The organism is Amycolatopsis anabasis, assembly GCF_009765355.1.
GTDB lineage: Bacteria > Actinomycetota > Actinomycetes > Mycobacteriales > Pseudonocardiaceae > Amycolatopsis > Amycolatopsis anabasis.
On sequence record NZ_VTHK01000005.1, the window covers coordinates 67,141 to 85,733 of the forward strand.

Consider the following 18,593-nt stretch of genomic DNA (forward strand, 5'->3'; position numbering starts at 1 on the left):
ATGACCACCGAAGCGGCCAAAGCCCCCGACACCCCCGGACCCGACCGGACCCTCGAGATCATCGCGCGGCCGGGCGCGTTCCTGGAGGGCTTCGGCGGGCAGCTCTCCTTCTACTTCCGCGCGCTCGCCTGGGCGCCGCGCACGATTCGCCGGTACAGCAAGGAAACCCTGCGCCTGCTCACCGAGGTCTGCTTCGGCACCGGCGGACTGGCGGTGATCGGCGGGACGCTCGGCGTGATGATCGGGATGACCCTGTTCACCGGTCTGATCGTCGGCCTGCAGGGCTATGCCGCGCTGAACCAGCTCGGCACCGCCGCCCTGACCGGGTTCATCTCGGCGTACTTCAACACCCGCGAGGTGGCGCCGCTTTCGGCCGGGCTCGCGCTGTCCGCGACGGTCGGCTGCGGATTCACCGCGCAACTGGGCGCGATGCGGATCTCCGAGGAGATCGACGCGCTCGAGGTGATGGGCGTGCCGAGCCTGCCGTACCTGGTCACCACGCGTGTGCTCGCCGGGATCGCCGCGGTCATCCCGCTCTACGCGGTGGGCCTGCTGTCGTCGTACCTGGCGTCCCGGCAGATCACCGTCTGGCTCTACGGCCAGTCCGCGGGGACCTACGACCACTACTTCAACCTGTTCCTCCCGCCGGAGGACGTGCTCTGGTCGTTCCTCAAGGTGATCATCTTCAGCGCGCTGGTGATCCTTTCGCACTGCTACTACGGCTATACCGCGAGTGGTGGCCCGGCCGGGGTCGGCGTCGCGGTGGGGCGGGCCGTGCGCACCTCGATCGTGCTCATCTCGGTGCTCGACTTCTTCCTCAGCCTGGCCATCTGGGGCGCCAGCACGACCGTGAGGATCTCGGGATGAACCGGCAGGTCCTGCTGCGCAGGCTCTGGCACCAGGTGCTGGGGCTGATCTTCCTGATCGTGGTGGCGCTGTTCTTCGTGACCACGATCGCCATCTACCAGAAGAAGTTCACCCCGGTCGCCGCCGTGCGGCTGGAGACCGATCACGTCGGCAACCAGCTGCGCGAGGGCGCGGACGTGAAGATCCGCGGCATGATCGTCGGCGAGGTGCGCGGGATCGAGGCGCGCGGCGACCACGCGGCGCTGGAGCTGGCGTTGCAACCGGACAAACTCGGCGTGATCCCGGCGAACGTGTCCGCGCGGCTGCTGCCGAAGACGCTGTTCGGCGAGCGGTACGTGGCCCTGCAGATCCCCCGTGATCCGGCGCCCGCGCACCTCGCCGCCGGGGACGTGATCGGCCAGGACCGCAGCAGCACGGCGATCGAGCTGGAGAAGGTGCTCGGGGACGTCATGCCGCTGTTGCAGGCGGTGCAACCGGAGAAGCTGTCCAGCACGCTCACCGCGGTGTCCACGGCGATCGAGGGGCGCGGTGAGCAGCTCGGGAAGACGCTCGCCCAGCTCGGCGACTACCTCGGGCAGATCAACCCGTCGCTGCCGGACATCAAGAAGGACATCAGCGGATTCGCCGACGCCGCGGACACCTACTCGCGCGCGGCCCCGGACTTCCTGCAGGCCCTGTCCGATCTGACCACCACGAGCAAGACCCTGGTCGAGAAGCGGCAGGGACTCGATTCGCTCTACGCGTCGGTGAGCAACGCGGCCGCCGATCTGGGCGGTTTCCTGCGGGTGAACAAGAACAACCTGATCAACCTCACCACCACCGTGCAGCCCACCTTGGACGTACTGGCGAAGTACGCCCCCGAGTACCCGTGCCTGCTCAAGCAGCTCGCGGAATCGTTGCCGCGCGCGGAAACCGCGTTCGGCAAGGGCACCGACCAGATGAACCACGTGACCATCCGGTTCATCGCGGGCGCGGACCGGACCAAGTACCTGCCGGGCGTGGACGAGCCGAAGTACACCGACAAGCGCGGGCCGCGGTGCTACCCGCAGGTGCTCCCGCCCGGCCGGTGGCCGCAGTACCCGCCGGACGGGCCGGTGCAGGACGGGTCGAGCCATCCGCCGCCGCCCAAGGGCGACCAGAAGCTCCCGGTGAACAGCGGGCTGATCGGCGGCGGCTCGGCGGCCGAGGGCGGGCCGTCCATGCCCAACTCGCCGGACGAGCAGAACCTGATCACCGCGCTGCGGGCGGGCGCGCTCGGCGTGCCGCCTTCGGAGGTGCCGAACTGGAGCAGCCTGCTGGTCGGGCCGCTCTACCGGGGTGCGCGGGTGGACGTCCAATGAGTAAGACCCTGCCGTCGCTGATCAAGATCCTGATCTTCGCCGCGGTCACCGTGCTGCTCACCGGGATCCTCGGCGCCACGATCGCCAACACCAACTTCGGCAGCACCTCGGGGTATTCCGCCAAGTTCGTCGATTCCTCCGGGCTCCAAGAAGGCGACGACGTCCGGATCGTCGGCGTGAAGGTGGGCCAGGTCGACCGGATCACGGTCACCGTGGACAACCACGCCGAGGTGCACTTCGAGGTCGAGGCCGCGCGGCGGCTGCCCGCGATGGTGACCGCCACGATCAAGTACCGCAACCTGGTCGGCCAGCGCTACCTGTCCCTCGGGACCACTGTGGACGGTGACAAGGTGCTGCCCCCGGGCGGGCTGATCCCACCGGAGCGGACCCAGCCCGCGCTGAACCTGACCACCCTGTTCAACGGGTTCAAACCCCTGTTCAAGGCGCTGAATCCGGAAGACGTCAACAAGCTGTCCTACGAGATCATCCAGGTGTTCCAGGGCGAGGGCGGCACGATCACCAGCCTGCTCGCGCACACCGCCTCGCTCACCTCGGCGATCGCCGACAAGGACAAGGTGATCGGCGAGGTCATCGGCAACCTGAACACCGTGCTGGCCACGGTGAACCAGCGCGGACCGCAACTGGGGAACCTGATCGACGCGACGCAGCAACTGGTGACCGGGCTCGCCGAACAGCGCAAACCGATCGGGGACGCGGTGTCCGCGCTGGGCAGCCTCACGCAGACCACGGCCGGGCTGCTCACCGACGCGCGGCCGTCGCTCAAGACCGACATCGCGGAACTGGGAAAGCTGTCCGGAAATCTCGCCGACGCCGCGCCGCAGCTGGACACCCTGCTGAAGGCGCTGCCGGGCAACGCCGAGAAGTTCAGCCGCGCGCTGAGCTACGGCGGTTGGTACAACTACTACCTCTGCGGGTTGTCCGGGACGATCGGCCTCTCCTCGCTGAACCTGACGCTGCCGTTCCTGCCGCTGCCGCTCACCGAGACCCCGGAGAGGTGTAAGCCGCTGTGAAACGCTTGCGTGATCGCAACCAGGCCGCGGTGGGCGCGGTGACCCTGGTGCTGCTCGTGCTGTCCGTGGTGGCCGCGTACAACTCCGACGACCTGCCCCTGCTCGGCAACGGCACCACGTACTCGGCCTACTTCGCCGAATCCGCGGGGCTGCAGCCGGACAACGAGGTGCAGGTGGCCGGGGTGAAGGTCGGCCAGGTCACCGACGTCTCGCTGGCGGGCAAGAAGGTCCAGGTCAAGTTCAAGGTCGAGGGCACCCGGATCGGCGACGGCTCCACCGCGTCGATCGAGATCAAAACGCTGCTCGGCGAGAAGTACCTGGCGCTGCAACCGAAAGGCGGGGGCGCGCAGGATCCGAACGAGCCGATCCCGGTCGAACGCACCCGCACGCCGTTCGAACTGCAGGACGCCTTCAAACAGCTCAACCAGACCGTCGGGGACATCAACACCCAGCAGCTCGCGCAGAGCTTCAACGTCCTTTCCGACGCGTTGCGGGACACGCCGAAGCCGATGCGGGAGGCGTTGAACGGCCTGTCCGCGCTGTCGAAGACGGTGTCCTCGCGGGACCAGGAACTGGCGAACCTGCTGAGCAACACCAGCCAGGTCTCGAAGACGCTCAGCGATCGCAACGCGCAGCTGCGGAAGGTGATCACCGACGGCAACCTGCTGGTCGACGAGCTGCAGAAGCGCAAGAACGCGATCAGCGCGCTGCTGAAGGGAACCCAGCAGCTGTCCGCGCAGCTGACCGGGCTGGTCGCCGACAACCGGCAGCAGCTCCGCCCGGCCCTGGAGAAACTCGGCTTGGTCACCGATCTGCTGCAGCGCAACCAGGACAACCTCGACAAGGGGCTGAAGAGCCTGGCCACGTTCACCCGGGTCGGCGCGAACGCGACCGGCAACGGCCGCTGGTTCGAGGGCTACATCTGCGGCCTGCTGCCGCCGGTGATCAAGGCGGGCGGGTTGTCGATCAACCCCGAGGGCTGCACCCCGCCGATCTCGGCGCCGGATCAGGGGGTGGGCGGAAGATGACGGTACAGACCCGGACCGGGCGCAGCCTGTACTCCTGGCTGGCGATCGCCTGCGTGGCCGTGCTCCTGCTCACCGGGGCGCTGTGGTGGATCTTCCGCGATCCCGGCGGCACCCGGCTCTCGGCGTACTTCGACCGGACCGTCGGCCTGTACGCCGGGTCCTCGGTGCGGGTGCTGGGCATCCAGGTCGGCGAGATCACCGACGTGACCCCGCAGGGCGACCAGGTGCGGGTCGGCATGCGCGTGGACCCCGGGGTCCAGATCCCCGCGGACGCCGGTGCGGTGGTGGTCGCGCCGAGCCTGGTCAGCGACCGGTACGTGCAGCTCACCCCGGCCTACGACGGCGGCGAGGTGATGCGGGGCGGCACGGTGATCGGCCGGGACAAGACGGCGACCCCGGTGGAACTGGACGACCTCTACGGCAGCCTGGACAAGCTGTCCACCAGCCTCGGCCCGGAGGGGGCGAACAAGGACGGCGCCCTCTCGCGGGGCCTGGACACGCTCGCGAAGAACCTGGACGGCAACGGGAAGAACTTCAACACCACGGTCACCCGGCTCGCCGAACTCTCCCGCACACTGGAGGATTCGAAAGGCGACCTGTTCGCCACCGTGCGGAACCTGCAGTCGTTCACGAACATGCTCGCCGCAAGCGACCAGCAGCTCAACGAGTTCTACCAGCGGGTCGCCGACATCAGCGGTTTCCTCGCGGGCGAGTCCGACGACGTCGGCAAGGCCCTGTCCGCGCTGGCCGGTTCGCTGGGCGACGTGCAGGGCTTCGTCGCGGAGAACAAGGATTCCCTGGAATCCAATGTGGACAAGCTGGCCGGGATCACCAAGGTGCTGGTCGACCAGCGCGCCGCACTGGCCGAGGTGCTCGACGTCGGCCCGACCGGGATGACGAACTTCATCAACTCCTACGACGCGGCCTCGGGCAGCATCGCGATCCGGTACAACGCCAACGAGCTGACCAACCCCTTGTTCACCACGCTGTGCCGCCTGGTCAAGGCGGGCACGCCGAAGGGCCTGCCGGACACCGTGGGCAAGCTCTGCGAGCTGATCGCACCGGTCGTCGACGGGATCGCGAAACTGCCGTCGCTGTCCGAGGTGATGGCGGCCATCACCAAGGGCGAACTGCCCCCGCTGCCGTTGCCGCTGATCTCCGTTCCCGGGGGCAGACCATGAAACTCAGGCGTTCGCTCGCGGTGCTCGCCCTCGTGCCGCTGCTCGGTGGTTGCGGGATCGGCGGCTTTTCCGGGCTGTACAACACTCCGCTGCCCGGCGGCGCGGATGTCGGCGACCATCCGTACCGGCTGACCGCGCAGTTCGCCGACGTGCTCGATCTGGTGCCGCAGGCGAGCGTGAAGGTCAACGACGTGCCGATCGGCCGGGTGGAGAAGATCGATCTCGCCCAGGACGCCAAATCGGCCATCGTCACCATGGTGGTCAACGGGGACGTCGCGTTGCCCGCCAACGCGGACGCCCAGCTGCGGCAGTCCAGCCTGCTGGGGGAGAAGTTCGTCGAACTGCGCGCCCCGGCCGGGGAGAAGGCGGCCGGGCGGCTCGGCGAGGGCGCCGCGATCCCGCTGGCCCGCACCAACCGCAACCCCGAGGTGGAGGAGGTGCTCGGCGCGCTTTCCCTGCTGCTCAACGGTGGCGGGGTCGAGCAGGTCCGGACCATCACCGGCGAACTGAACAAGGCGCTCGCCGGGAACGAGGCCGAGATCCGCGCCCTGTTGTCGCATGTGGACAAACTGGCGACCGAACTGGACGGGCAGAAGGGCGAGATCATCCGGGCGATCGACGGGCTCAACCGGTTGTCCAGCACGCTGAACGGGCAGACCGCGAACCTGACGAACGCCCTGGACAACCTCGCGCCCGGCCTCAAGGTCGTCGCCGCGCAACGGGATCAGCTCGTCGGCATGCTGCAGTCGCTGAACACGCTGTCCGAGGTCGCGGTGGACACGGTGAACAAGAGCAAGGACCAGCTGGTGGCCAACCTGCGTGCGCTGAGCCCGGCGCTGACCAAACTGGCCGAGGCCGGGCAGGACCTGCCCACCGCGTTGCAGATCCTGATCACCTACCCCATCCCGACCGTGGCCGCGGGCAACGCGTTCCGCGGCGACTTCGCCAACGTGCGCGCCCGGCTCGACCTGAACCTGGACTCGGTGCTGCAGAACATCGTCAACGGCGGCAAGTCCTCGCCCCCGCCACCGGTTCCGCAGGACGTGATCGGCGGCAGCGGCAGCCCACCGCCGCCACTGCCGTTGCCGCAGACCCCGCCGCCCGCGGCGAGTTCCCGGCAGAACTCCGGCGGACCGCTCGGCGGGCTGGGGAACCTGCTCGGCGACCTGCTGGGAGGGGGCTGACATGTTCACCAGGAAGCACCGGATCCAGCTGCTCGCGTTCGCGATCATCGCGGTGGTCTCGGTGGTGTACGCCGGGGCCAGTTACGCCGGGCTGGACCGGTTGTTCGGCACGCGGGGCTACGTGGTGACCGCGCAGCTCGCCGATTCCGGGGGCATCTTCGTCAACGCGGAGGTCACCTACCGCGGGGTGGCGGTCGGCAAGGTTTCCGCGATGCACCTCAACGCCGACGGGGTGGCGGTCGATCTGGACCTGGATTCCGGCGGGCCGGACATCCCCGCCGACACGGCCGCGGTGGTGGGGAACCGGTCGGCGGTCGGCGAGCAGTACGTGGACCTGCGGCCCAGCCACGAGGGCGGGCCGTTCCTGGAGAACGGTTCGGTGATCCGCCAGGACAAGACCGCGATCCCGCTCGCCCCCGACACCGTGCTGTCCAGTCTGGACAAACTGGTGTCCAGTGTGGACCCGAATTCGCTGCGCACGGTGGTCGACGAGGCATACCTGGCGTTCAACGGCACCGGCCCGGATCTGCGGAAGCTGCTGGACACCGCGGGCTCGTTCACCCGGACCGCGACCGAGAACCTGCCGCAGACCAAGGAACTGCTCGCCGACGGCCGGACCGTGCTGGACACCCAGCGGCGGCAGTCGGCGAACATCGTCTCGCTCGCCGGCGGCCTGCAGGACATCGCCGAACGGCTGAAGAACTCGGATCCCGATCTGCGCAAGGTGATCGACGAGGCGCCGGTGCTGAGCCGCCAGGTCTCCGACGTGCTGGCCACCTCGGGCACCGATCTCGGCGTGGTGATCGCGAACCTGCTGACCACCGCGCAGATCACCACCGCGCGGGTGGACGCGGTCGAGGAGTTGCTGGTGGCCTATCCGGTGATCTCCTCGTTCACCCGGTCCGTCACCTCCAACGGCGAGGGCCACCTCGGGCTGGTGATGAACTTCTTCGACCCGCATTCGTGCACCAAGGGCTACGAGACCACGCACCAGCGCCCGGCCAGCGACACCACCGACGTTCCGGCGAACGCGCGGGCGTACTGCGCGGAACCGCCGGGCAGCCCGACCGGGGTGCGTGGTGCGCAGAACTCGCCGTATCCCGGGAAACCGGCCGATCCGGCCAAACCGCAGCAGCAGGCGGCGCAGCCGGGGACGCCGCAGAAGCAGCAGCTGCCCGGCCTGCTCGGGCTGGCCACGGCGGGCGGCGGACCGCTCGGGCTGGGGAACCTGCTCGGACTGCCGGGATGAGAAGCGGCGATTCCGTGCGGCGCGGGCTGATCGTGCTCGCGGTGTTCGCCGTCCTGGCGGCGGCGTGGTCCGGCTGGTCGTGGTGGAGCGCGTCCCGCGACGACGCGGTGCTGCGGGCGGAGGACCGGGACGCGGTGCTGACCGCCGCCACCGACGGTTTGGTGGTGCTGAACACGATCGACTACCGCAGTGCGGCCCGGGACGTCGACCGGTGGCTCGCGGTGACCACCGGGCAGCTGGGCAAGGATCTCGGCGGGGACCGGAAGGGGCAGCTCGACCGGGCCGCGGCGAGCCGGACGGTCGCGACCGCGACGATGAAGCAGGCCGCGGTGACCGAACTCAACCGCGAAGCCGGGTCCGCGCGGCTGGTCGCCGTGCTCGACCTCCAGGTGAGCACGAACGGCGGGCCACCGGCGGCCAACCGCAGCCGGTTGAACGTCGAGCTGAACCGGACCGAACAGGGCTGGAAGGTCAGCGGCGTGCAGGCGGCCGCATGAGCGATCAGTCTGTTGTGGACAGCCGCCGTGCGACCGTGCTCGCGGCGCTGGCGGCGGTGATCGTGCTGGCCGCCGGGTTCGCGGTGTTCGCCGCGGTGCGGGCGTCGGCGTTGCGCGACGACAACCTCGCGCTCGCCGATCAGGCGGCGACCGCCGAGGTGACCGACCAGATCGGCGCCGGGGTCAAGGCCATCTTCTCCTACGACTACAGCAATCTGGCCCGCACCGAACGGGCGGCGGCCGGGGTGCTCGTGGACGCGGCGGTCGGCCAGTACCGCGACGGCTTCGCCGCGGCCGGGAAGCAGGCCACCGAACAGAAACTGGTCCGCTCCACGACGATCCGGGCGATCGGGGTGCGCGAACTGCACGAGGACACCGCGCGCCTGCTGGTCTTCCTCGACCAGCAGACCCTGCGCACCACCGAGAACCAGCAGACCTCGTCGGCCGCCCACCTGGACGTCACCGCCCGCAAGGTCGACGGCGCCTGGAAGATCGCCAACCTGGCCGCCTTGTAGGTGGGCGGGGACAGGGGGTTGCCTGTTGGCGGGGGTCGTGAGTGGACAGACCGCTGACCGGCCCAAACACTCGCGACCCCCAGCACGCGCCTGGCGCCCACGCCGAGATCGCGGCTGCGCTGACTCATTCCACGATCGGATCGTGCCGGTTCGCGTGGGCGAACTGGATCTCGACGGTCGCCCGCTGCTCGTCGACCCGCAGCTCGCCGCACAGCTCGAAGGGATTGGTCAGCCAGCCCGCCCGGCGGCACTCCAGCCGGGGTTCCGCCGCGAAGCCGGAGGTCCGCACCTGCCAGCCCTTGGCCGCCAGGTGTTCGCCGAGCCGCCGCGCGAGTTCGCGCGCGGGCAGGTGACCGGCCGAGGTCACGGTGAACCGCCGCACGCAGGACCGGCCCGGCGACGCGCAGCCCGCCTCGTCGGCGAGCACCACCATGGTGGGCGGGAGCGGCAGGAGCGCGTCGTCCGGCGGCATGGGCTCGCCGTCGAGCTTCGGCACCGCGAAGACGAGCGCGACACCGCAGCACCAGACGAGCGCGCCCGCCGCCCAGCGCACCCACGCCGCGGCCGAGGCCCGGCGCCGGAGCAGTACGTCGATCGGCGTCGCGGCGAGCACCACCGCGCCCGCCGCGCCGAGGTACCAGCGCAGCCCGTCGTCGGCATCCGGTGGGGTGCCGAAATCGGCCCAGGTGACCGTCCACACCGACCAGGCACCGGTCAGCCCGGCGAGCAGGAGCGCGACCCAGAGGCCGAATCGCCGGGACCGGGCGAGCAGTGCCCAAGCCACCGGGAAGGTGAGCACCACCGGCACGAGCACGGCCACCTCGGCGGGGTCCATCGCCTCGTCGGCGAGGGGATCCACCGGCCAGATCGGTGCGGTCGCCACCAGCGCCGCGGCGACGGCCAGCAACCGCCCGCGCACGGTCCACCCGGCCGCCGCGTCAACGTGAACCTCTCTCACGACTGCTAGACGACCGGCGGCCCCGATTCGTTGCGCCGGGGCCACCCGTCAAGGCGCCGTCAAGGGTGCGGAGCCGCCGCGTCAAGGGTTTGTGAGGTTCTCCCGCGCTCCCCGGATGCGGCGTCCATTCTTGCCTGATGAGCGATTTGCTGTACACGATCATGCTGATCGGCGTCTTCGTGGCCATCGCGCTGGTGCTGCGGCTGCTGGAAGGCTGGTCGGGCGCGGCCCGCGCCCACCGCCCGACCGACCGGGACCGCCGCTGGTAGTCAGCTCAGCTTGACCAACTCCGCGCTGAGCTTCCACAGCCGGAGCAGCGACCGCCGGTCGGCGTTCCGGGCCGGTGGCGCGGCAGGCGTCAGCCCCTCGTAGAAGGCCCCGTTGTCGACCTCGAACTCGGGCGAGCACAACCGCGCGAGGACCGCGGCCCCGTCGGCGCGGCGCTGGGCCACCCGCCCGTGCAGCCGCAGCAGTTTCCGGTCGTCGGTACCCGGGTCCACGCTGATCGCGACCGGGCCGTCCGGCCAGAACTCGGCGAGGGCCCGGGTGAACAGGGTGACCGCGAGCGCGGACTGCGCGTACGCCGACAGCGGTGAGTGCGGGCGGAGCCGGTTCGGGTCGGCCCAGTTGATGGTGGAGCCGCGGTGCAGCGTCGAAGACACATTGACCACGCGGCCGCGCGCCGCCTTGAGCGGTACTTCGAGCAGCCGGGTCAGCAGGTACGGCGCGAGGTAGTTGACCCCGAAGGTCAGCTCGTTGCCGTCCTCGGTCAGCAGCCGCTGCTGGTCGCCCGTGATCGTGGCGGTGTTGACCAGCAGGTCCAGCGCGGGATACCGGGTCGCCACCTCCCGTGCCAGGGCGGAGACCTCGTGCAGCCGCGCGAAGTCGGCGGTGACGGTGTGCAGGCGCAGCGGTTCGGCGCCGCCCTTCACCAGCCGCTCCAGCGCTTCCTCGCCGCGTTCGGCGGTTGGGGCGTGCACGAGCACGGTGTGGCCGTCGGCGGCGAGTGCGCGCGCGGTGTCGTACCCGACGCCGCTGTCGGCGCCGGTGACCAGGGCAGTAGGCATGGTTGTTCCCCAAAATGGCGTGGAATTCCGGGCATGGGCAAGCCGAATGCGGCGCCTGCCCGGCGTGGAATACGGGAGAACCGGGGGAATCCCCGGGGTACGAGAGACGGTCCGGTCAGCGGGCCGCTGAGTTATCGAGAGCCGCCGGCCGGAGTGGTATCAGGCGGCTGATCATCGAGGTCGAGAGCGGCGCGCTCGGTGAATTCCGGGCTGCGCATGGCCTCCATCGAACCCGCGGGAAACGCGGAAGGCAAGGTTTCTAACGCGTTCTTATCGCAGTTGACAAGTGCGTAATAATGGACCTTCGGCGAATGCCGGAAAAGAGAATAACAGCTATTGTTACAGGTTCAGTATAACGGGCAAGGGGGAACTTTGTCAAACGCGAATCACGCGGCCGAATTGCGGGCCGAACGGGAGTACATCGCGTTTCTGTACCGGCGGCTAGCGGGCGAACGCACCGGCGCCACCCGGGAGCTGGCCGGGGTGCTGCGGAACAGCTCGGACGCCGACGGCGAGGCCCGGTGGCAGCGGGAGGTGGCGGCCAACGCCGTCGGCGGTCGGGTCAACGGGCTGCGCGTCGCGGACCACGGCCTCTGCTTCGGCCGGTTGGACCACGCCGAGGGCGGGCACCAGCACATCGGCCGGATCGGCCTGTTCGACGAGGAGGCGGACTACGAACCGCTGCTGATGGACTGGCGGGCCCCGGCGGCGCGGCCGTTCTACTGCGCCACCGCCGCCAACCCCGAGGGCGTCACCCGGCGGCGGCACTTCCACACCCGCGGGCAGGAGGTCCTCGACTTCCACGACGACCACCTGGACGGCGGGGGCCAGGGCGGGGACACCGCGCTGCTCGCCGCGCTCAACGCGCCGCGCGGCGAGACCATGCGCGACATCGTCGCCACCATCCAGTCCGAGCAGGACGAGATCATCCGGCTCGAGCACAAGGGGGTCGTGGTGATCGAGGGCGGGCCCGGCACCGGGAAGACCGCGGTCGCGCTGCACCGCGTCGCCTACCTGCTCTACACCCGGCGCGAGCGGCTGTCCCGCAGCGGTGTGCTGATCGTCGGCCCGAACCCGGGATTCCTGAGGTACGTGGGGGAGGTGCTGCCGTCGCTGGGCGAGACCGACGTGGTGTTCGCCGCGCCCGGCGAGCTGTTCCCCGGGGTGACCACCACGATCCGGGAATCCTCGCCGGAGACCGAACGGGTCAAGGGATCGGCGGTCATGGCCGACGTCCTGGCCGCCGCGCTCGCGGATCGGCAACGCGTGCCCGAGGAGCCGATCGAGATCGAGCTCGACGACGTGACCGTCCCGCTGGACGCCGGGATCGCGGGCTCCGCGCGGGAACTGGCGCGGGCCAGCGGCCTCCCGCACAACGAGGCCCGGTCCGTCTTCCGGCAGGCGCTGATCGCGGCCCTCACCGAGAGCGCGGTGCGCCGGATCGGAACGGGGTGGCTGACCGGCGCGGACCGGCTGCTGCGCGCCGACCTCGCCGACGACGTGCGCCGGGAACTCGTGGCGAGCCCGGAGCTGGCGGCCGCGGTGGCCGAGTTGTGGCCGGAGCTGACCCCGTACGAGCTGCTGGGCGGATTCCTCGCCGACCGGGACCGCCTGGCAGCCGCGGACGGCCTGCTGTCCCCGGCCGAACGGGATGCCCTGTACCGCCCGGACGGGGACGCCTGGACCGTTTCCGACGTGCCGCTGCTGGACGAGGCGGTGGAACTGCTCGGCACCGATCGGTCGGCGGAACGCCGCGCGGAAGCCGAACGGCGGGCCCGGGCCGAGTACGCCCGCGGGGTGTTCGAACTGCTCAAGCTGGACCGGGAAGAAGTCGAGGACTTCGAACTCGTCGCGGCCGACGTGATCGATCCGGAGGCGCTGGGCGAGCGGGCCGCCGAACGCGACCAGCGCGACCTGGCCGAACGGGCCGCCGCGGACCGGGAGTGGACCTACGGGCACGTGGTGGTCGACGAGGCGCAGGAACTGTCCGCGATGGACTGGCGGGTGCTGATGCGGCGCTGCCCGAGCCGCTCGTTCACCGTCGTCGGCGATCTCGCGCAACGGCAGTCCGCGGCCGGGCCGCGCGACTGGGGCGACATCCTGGCGGGATACGTCCAGGACCGGTGGAGCTACCGGCGGCTCACCGTCAACTACCGCACGCCCGCCGAGATCATGGCCGTCGCCGCCGGTGTGCTGGCCGAGGTGGATCCCACGCTCGAGGTGCCGGAATCGGTGCGGAGCAACGGAATCCAGCCGTGGGCGAGCCGGATCGGCCCGGACGATCTCGCCGAGGCGGTGCGCGCGGCCCGCCGGGAGTTCGCCGAGGGCGAAGGCACGGTCGCGGTCATCGCCCCACCCGGGACCGCGCTGGACGGCCCGGTGCTGACCCCGCAGGAGACCAAGGGCCTGGAGTTCGACGCGGTTCTCCTGGTCGAACCCCAGCGGTTCGACGGACCGGCGGAACTGTACGTCGCACTCACCCGGGCGACGCAGCGGCTCGGCGTGCTGCACACCGAGCCGCTGCCGCCGGTTCTGGCGGGACGCCTGGAAACCGTCCGGCGACAAGCCGAGCCGGGCTCGTCAAGGAGTGCCCTGTTGACGTGATCGCGGATTCAGGGGGAAACCGCCCAGGACTGAACCTCGCCGAAGTCGCCTTCGTCCACAGTGGACGCCGGGCGGCGCGGGGCGGGCCCGGGTTCGGCCGGGGTGGTTTCCCGCTGGATGCCGAGCTGGTCGCCGATCACCGCCGCGAGCTCCTCGCCGCACACCGCGGCGATCGCGACGATGCCCTCGCGCAGCGCGTTCGCGGCGGCCTCGGCGCTCAGCCGGGCGATCTCGCCGGCGAGCGCCGGGGCGCCCAGCGCGAGCGCCTCGTCTTCCAGCTCGAGCCCGACCAGCATCCCGGCGAGGTTCACCGACACCGCGATGCCCCGGTCCGCGGCGGTACCGCGGAGGGCGGCGAGCCCGGCCGACAGCCCCGCCGATTCCGGCAGGGCCTCGGCCAGCTCGATCAGCTCGTCGACGCTGCGGCCGTCGTCTTCCGGCGAGGTCATCACGCCCTCCACGTGTCCGGGGTGGTCGACTCGACGGACTCGGTCAGCGCCGCGTCCTGGGTGAGGCCCAGCAGTTCCAGCTCGTCGCCGGTCAACCCGGCGAGCTCGTCGCGCAGGGCGTGCCGGGTGCGCTGGCTCGCCTGGGCGTTCGCCTTGCGGACCAGGTCCAGGATCGCGGTGGCGAGGCCGTGGCGGCCGAGTTGCAGCGCCTCGGGCTGCAGCTCGAGCCGTCGCAGCGCGCCGCCCGGGCCCACCTCGACCTCGATGCCGTGCGCCCGGTCGTCCGCGCGCCCGCTGATCGTCTGCGTCACTTCGGATGCACCCCGCCGTAGAACGTCGCGCTGCTCAGCTTGTGCGTGACCCGCCGGACCTGGTCACTGGAGTTTCCTTCGATCGTGGTGACGGTGTTGCCCTCGACCTTCTCCACGATCCCGATGTGCTTGCTGGCACCGTAGCCCGGGCCGGAACCGAAGAGCAGCACGTCTCCCGGGCGGGCCTGCTTCAGGTCGTTCTTCCCGTAGGCGAGCCCGTGCTTGCGGCCCCAGTTGTAGACGTCCCCGGTGAACGGCAGCAGCGGGATGTTCACCCCGGCCTTGCGCCACATCGAGGTGGCGAACGACGAGCACCACGGCGCCGCCGGGCCGAACTTGTTCCGGTTGCCCGGACCCTCGTGGTAGCCGAGGTGCTTGCGGGCGTTGCGCAGGATGTCGTCGACCTTGCCCGAATGGCTCGGCTTGGTCTTGCCGCCCTTGTCCTTGTCGTGCGGTTTCTTCGCCGGGTGGCCCGGCTTCGCCTTCCGCGTCGCGTCGGCGATCCCGTCGTGGTCGATCTCCTTCTGCAGCGCGTGCAGCTTCCGGGCCGCCTCGACCATCTCGTCGCGGGCGTTCTTCAGGTGCCCGCCGGATTCCTTGGTGTACTTGCCGACCAGATCGGTCACCTGGCCGACCGCGTTGATCAGCGCGGCGGGCGATCCGGCGCCGGACACCGCGAGCGCGCCGTCCAGGATCTTCGACGCCTTGGTGACGTACTCGTCGATCAGCCGCTGCGAGACGGTGTGCCGCCCGGCCAGCGCGTCGGTGACCCCGCCGACGATCTTCGCGGCCTCGGTGGTGGCGCTCGCCGTGGTGCGCAGGTCGCTGCCGAGCTTCGCGGTCGCCTTCTCGAACTCGCCCGAACCCGCGGCGCGCCAGTGGCTCAGTACCGTCGACGCGCTCTTCTGCTGCGCGTCGCGCTGTTCGAGGATCTCCTTCGCCGCCGCGTCCAGCGAGGCCTGGGCGATCTGCGACTCCCGCGCGTTGCCGGTGAGCTTGTCCCGGTGCAGGCCCATCTCGCCGGCGAACAGCTTCGCGATTTCCCTGGTGTCCACGTTTCCCCCTAGAAGATCTTGCCGATGCCGCGGGCGATGTCGTCTTCTTGGTCGCGGAAGACCTTCGCCGCCTTGGCCGCCTGGTCGCCGAGCCGGTCCGCGTTCGTGCCGACGCCCTTGACCTGCCGCTGCAGGGAGGTGCTGAAGTCACCCAGCGCCTTGGCGAAACCGGTCTCCTTGCCGACCTTGCCGAAGCTGTCCGCGGCGATGCCGTGCACCGCGCGCAGGTTCCGGTTGCCGACCGCGGCCAGTTCGTCGCCGATCCGGCGGGCCTGCTTGGTGTAGGCGGTCAGCGCGTCGGTGTCGACCGCGAACCCGCCGCCGCTGCCCTTGGCCGGGGGTTTCGCGCGGCCGCCGCCGTGCGGTGCGCCGCCCCCGCCCTTGGGGTGGTGCGCTCCGCCCTTGGGCTGGCCACCGCCCCCGCCACCCTTGCCGTGGCGCGCGGTGACCGCGTGCGCGGCCTTCGTGGCCTGGGACAGGTGCTTGCGGTAGGCGCCGTTGGTGTAGGTGGACCACGGGCCCCAGTTCTTGCCGTGGCCGGAGATCTGGTAGGCCACCCGGGCGTTGTCGGCCGCGTTGAACAGCTCGTTGTTCGAGCTCAGGTGGTACTGGCGGCGGCGTTCCGGGCCCATCGACCCGAGCATGTTGATCTGCCACAGGCCGTACGAGTTGTCCGGGGGAGTGCCGTTGTGCGCACGCGTGTTCCCGCCGGACTCCGCGAGCGCGACCGCCACCGCGGTGGTCAGGCCCTGCCCCCGGAACCCGGCGCGATACGCGTGCTGCGCGATCTCCTCCGCCGATAGCTTGCTCATGCGCGTCTCCCGCGGTTCGTGTGCTTGCTCCGCAGCTTCGACGTGGGACGACCACCATCGGAACCGCGGTTGCACAAACGCGCAGGCCGACTGCTCAGCCGGGCTATTACTTCCGGTAGAGCGCCTCGATGTCGGTCGCGTAGTTCTTGCTCACCACGTTCCGCTTGAGCTTCAGGCTCGGCGTGATCTCGCCCCCGGCCTCGGTGAAGTCCCGGGTGAGGATGGTGAACTTCTTGATCGACTCGGCGTGCGAGACGGCCTTGTTCGCCTCGTCCACGGCCGCCTGGACCTCGGCCCGCAGTTCCGGGTCGTCGGCCAGCTCGGCCACGGTCGCGCCCTCGGGCTTGCCGTGCCGCGCCTTCCAGGCCGGGAAGAACTCCTCGTCGATGGTCACCAGGGCGGCGATGAACGGGCGCTGGTCGCCCACCACCATCGCCTGGCTGATCACCGGATTGGCCTTGAGGGTGTCCTCCAGCCCGGACGGGGCGACGTTCTTGCCGCCCGCGGTCACGATGATCTCCTTCTTCCGGCCGGTGATCTTCAGGAAGCCGTCGGAGTCCAGTTCACCCAGGTCGCCGGTGTGGAACCAGCCGTCCTCCAGGGCCTCCTTCGTGGCCTGCTCGTTGTTGAAGTAGCCGCGGAAGACCACGTCGCCCTTGAGCAGCACCTCCCCGTCCTCGGCGATGCGGACCGAGGTCCCGGCGACCGGTTTGCCGACCGTGCCGACCCGGAACGCGTCCTCGGTGTTGACGTTCGCCGCCGCCGAGGTCTCGGTGAGGCCGTAGCCCTCGAACACCGGCACGCCGATGCCGCGGAAGAAGTGCGCGAGCCGGGCGCCCAGCGGCGCGCCGCCGGACACCGCGGCCTTGCAACGGCCGCCGAGCGCGGCGCGCAGCTTCGAGTAGACGAGCTTGTCGAACACCGCGTGCTTGAGCCGCAGCCCCAGGCCGATGTTCCCGGTGTCCCTGGCCTGGCTGAACGCGACCGCGGTGGCCTCGGCCGCGTCGAAGATCTTGCCCTTGCCCTCGCCGTGCGCCTTCTGCTTCGCGCCGTTGTAGACCTTCTCGAAGACCCGGGGCACGGCGACCACGAACGTCGGCCGGAACGTGCCCAGGTCGGCGACCAGGTTCTTCACGTCGGCGGTGTGCCCGAGGGTGACCCGCGCGGTGAGCGCGGTGATCGCGATCGCCCGGGCCAGCACGTGCGCGAGCGGCAGGAACACGAGCAGCGAGTTGCCCTGCTCCATGAGCTGCGGGAACGCCTGGATGTCCGCGCGGATCTCGGCGAGCAGGTTGCGGTGGGTCAGCTCGACGCCCTTGGGCCGCCCGGTGGTCCCCGAGGTGTACACGATCGTGGCCAGCGCGTCGGCGGGCACCGAGCGGCGGCGTTCGTGCACGTCGTCGTCGGCGACCTCGGCGCCGGTCGCGGACAGGGTGTCCACCGCCGGTGCGGTGCCCTCGATCTGCCAGACGTGCTCCAGCCCGCCGAGCCGTTCGCGCACCTCGTCCAGGGTGGCGCGGTGCCCGTCGGTCTCGACGAACACGCCCTTGGCCGCGGAGTCGGACAGGATCCAGTGGACCTGCTCGGCCGAGGAGGTGTCGTAGATCGGCACCGTGACACCGCCCACAGCCCAGATCGCGAAGTCGATCAGGGTCCACTCGTAGCGGGTCTTGGACATCAGGCCGACCCGGTCGCCCGCCTCGATCCCGGCTTTGAGCAGGCCCTTGGCCACCGCGAGCACCCCGGCCGCGAACTCGCGCGCGGTCACGTCCAGCCAGGAGCCGTCGACCTGGCGGCGGAAGCTGATCACGTCCCCGAAACGCTCGGCGTTCGCCCAGACGATGTCGGCCAGGTTCTCGTCGTCGGACACTGGTTTGCTCGCCGGAGCGCTGTATTCGCGCACGTAGACCTCCGTGTTACACGCGAGTCGCAGGTGTTACTCGCCAGTCAACTTAGTCGTATGTCCGACGATTGACCATGCTGGTCCCCGAGTGGGGGGTTGGGCATGACATTCTGCATAACGTGTCCGTTTCGAACCAGACAACTCCGGCGCTCGACATAGTGGACGAGACGTTTCTGGCGGTCCCGCCGAGCACGGTCGCGGCCGCGTTCGCCGATCCGGGCGCCTGGACCCGGTACTGGCCCGACCTGGTGCTCGAGGTGTACACCGACCGCGGTGACCAGGGCCTGCGCTGGACCGTGCGGGGCGCGCTGGTCGGCACCATGGAGGTCTGGCTGGAGCCGGTGCTGGACGGCACGCTGCTGCACTACTTCCTGCGGGCCACCCCGGCCGACGCCGCGGGGCGGCCGCTCCCGCTGCGCCCGCGCGATCTGCGGCGCGAGTTCGACCGGCGAGCCCGGGCCGCCAAGGAGATCGCGCTGGGTCTGAAGGAAATCCTGGAGGACGGGCGCGAGCCGGGCGTACCGCCGTCGGCTCGGTAGAGT

Annotated in this window: 19 protein-coding genes; 12 read left to right on the forward strand and 7 right to left on the reverse strand. The window is 70.4% G+C overall.

Features of this window, described 5'->3' with window-relative positions; translation table 11 throughout:
• The 9 genes from FXO23_RS08450 to FXO23_RS08490 are packed head-to-tail and all read left to right on the forward strand — an operon-like array spanning position 1 to position 8,892.
• Entirely contained in the window at positions 1-867 is an 867-nt protein-coding gene (locus FXO23_RS08450) for an MlaE family ABC transporter permease (protein WP_158882610.1), read from the forward strand.
• On the forward strand, positions 864-2,207 hold the full coding sequence (locus FXO23_RS08455; protein WP_158882612.1) for an MCE family protein: 1,344 nt from the start codon (positions 864-866) through the stop codon (positions 2,205-2,207). Before FXO23_RS08450 ends, FXO23_RS08455 begins: the two co-directional genes overlap by 4 nt.
• Positions 2,204-3,238, forward strand: a complete 1,035-nt coding sequence (locus FXO23_RS08460; protein WP_158882614.1) for an MCE family protein — start codon at positions 2,204-2,206, stop codon at positions 3,236-3,238. Before FXO23_RS08455 ends, FXO23_RS08460 begins: the two co-directional genes overlap by 4 nt.
• Positions 3,235-4,266, forward strand: a complete 1,032-nt coding sequence (locus tag FXO23_RS08465) for an MCE family protein (protein ID WP_158882616.1) — start codon at positions 3,235-3,237, stop codon at positions 4,264-4,266. The genes FXO23_RS08460 and FXO23_RS08465 overlap by 4 nt, the downstream gene beginning before the upstream one ends.
• The gene (locus tag FXO23_RS08470) at positions 4,263-5,447 is read left to right on the forward strand and encodes an MCE family protein (protein WP_158882618.1); all 1,185 of its coding nucleotides are present in this window, start codon (positions 4,263-4,265) and stop codon (positions 5,445-5,447) included. Before FXO23_RS08465 ends, FXO23_RS08470 begins: the two co-directional genes overlap by 4 nt.
• Entirely contained in the window at positions 5,444-6,631 is a 1,188-nt protein-coding gene (locus FXO23_RS08475; RefSeq protein ID WP_158882620.1) for an MCE family protein, read from the forward strand. Before FXO23_RS08470 ends, FXO23_RS08475 begins: the two co-directional genes overlap by 4 nt.
• Before the next feature lies 1 nt (position 6,632).
• Entirely contained in the window at positions 6,633-7,880 is a 1,248-nt protein-coding gene (locus FXO23_RS08480) for an MCE family protein (protein WP_158882622.1), read from the forward strand.
• A complete protein-coding gene (locus FXO23_RS08485) occupies positions 7,877-8,377 on the forward strand; it encodes a hypothetical protein (protein ID WP_158882624.1) in 501 nt (166 codons plus the stop codon). The genes FXO23_RS08480 and FXO23_RS08485 overlap by 4 nt, the downstream gene beginning before the upstream one ends.
• On the forward strand, positions 8,374-8,892 hold the full coding sequence (locus FXO23_RS08490) for a hypothetical protein (protein ID WP_158882626.1): 519 nt from the start codon (positions 8,374-8,376) through the stop codon (positions 8,890-8,892). The genes FXO23_RS08485 and FXO23_RS08490 overlap by 4 nt, the downstream gene beginning before the upstream one ends.
• A gap of 124 nt (positions 8,893-9,016) precedes the next feature.
• Here the strand turns inward: FXO23_RS08490 and FXO23_RS08495 are convergent, their stop codons facing one another.
• Positions 9,017-9,850: a hypothetical protein gene (locus tag FXO23_RS08495; RefSeq protein ID WP_158882628.1), complete on the reverse strand. Its 834-nt coding sequence runs from the start codon at positions 9,848-9,850 to the stop codon at positions 9,017-9,019.
• 137 nt (positions 9,851-9,987) lie between these two features.
• Between FXO23_RS08495 and FXO23_RS52210 the strand changes: the two genes are divergently transcribed.
• Positions 9,988-10,119, forward strand: coding sequence for a hypothetical protein (locus FXO23_RS52210; protein ID WP_281356487.1), 132 nt, complete (start codon positions 9,988-9,990; stop codon positions 10,117-10,119).
• On the opposite strand, the gene FXO23_RS08500 is transcribed toward FXO23_RS52210, so the two are convergent.
• A complete protein-coding gene (locus FXO23_RS08500) occupies positions 10,120-10,917 on the reverse strand; it encodes an SDR family NAD(P)-dependent oxidoreductase (protein WP_158882630.1) in 798 nt (265 codons plus the stop codon).
• A gap of 372 nt (positions 10,918-11,289) precedes the next feature.
• On the opposite strand from FXO23_RS08500, the gene FXO23_RS08505 reads away from it, so the two are divergent.
• A complete protein-coding gene (locus FXO23_RS08505; RefSeq protein WP_158882632.1) occupies positions 11,290-13,521 on the forward strand; it encodes a UvrD-helicase domain-containing protein in 2,232 nt (743 codons plus the stop codon).
• A gap of 8 nt (positions 13,522-13,529) precedes the next feature.
• Here the strand turns inward: FXO23_RS08505 and FXO23_RS08510 are convergent, their stop codons facing one another.
• The 5 genes from FXO23_RS08510 to FXO23_RS08530 form a co-directional block, all read right to left on the reverse strand.
• Complete coding sequence (locus tag FXO23_RS08510) at positions 13,530-13,970, reverse strand: hypothetical protein (protein WP_158882634.1); 441 nt, start codon at positions 13,968-13,970, stop codon at positions 13,530-13,532.
• On the reverse strand, positions 13,970-14,281 hold the full coding sequence (locus tag FXO23_RS08515; protein WP_158882636.1) for a YbaB/EbfC family DNA-binding protein: 312 nt from the start codon (positions 14,279-14,281) through the stop codon (positions 13,970-13,972). The genes FXO23_RS08510 and FXO23_RS08515 overlap by 1 nt, the downstream gene beginning before the upstream one ends.
• Entirely contained in the window at positions 14,278-15,336 is a 1,059-nt protein-coding gene (locus FXO23_RS08520) for a CHAP domain-containing protein (protein ID WP_158882638.1), read from the reverse strand. The genes FXO23_RS08515 and FXO23_RS08520 overlap by 4 nt, the downstream gene beginning before the upstream one ends.
• Positions 15,337-15,344: 8 nt before the next feature.
• The gene (locus tag FXO23_RS08525) at positions 15,345-16,148 is read right to left on the reverse strand and encodes a transglycosylase SLT domain-containing protein (RefSeq protein ID WP_158882641.1); all 804 of its coding nucleotides are present in this window, start codon (positions 16,146-16,148) and stop codon (positions 15,345-15,347) included.
• A 106-nt stretch (positions 16,149-16,254) separates the two neighbouring features.
• Positions 16,255-18,051, reverse strand: a complete 1,797-nt coding sequence (locus tag FXO23_RS08530) for an AMP-dependent synthetase/ligase (protein ID WP_158882643.1) — start codon at positions 18,049-18,051, stop codon at positions 16,255-16,257.
• 119 nt (positions 18,052-18,170) lie between these two features.
• On the opposite strand from FXO23_RS08530, the gene FXO23_RS08535 reads away from it, so the two are divergent.
• Positions 18,171-18,590: a polyketide cyclase / dehydrase and lipid transport gene (locus FXO23_RS08535; RefSeq protein WP_158882645.1), complete on the forward strand. Its 420-nt coding sequence runs from the start codon at positions 18,171-18,173 to the stop codon at positions 18,588-18,590.
• The last annotated feature ends 3 nt before the right edge of the window (positions 18,591-18,593 follow it).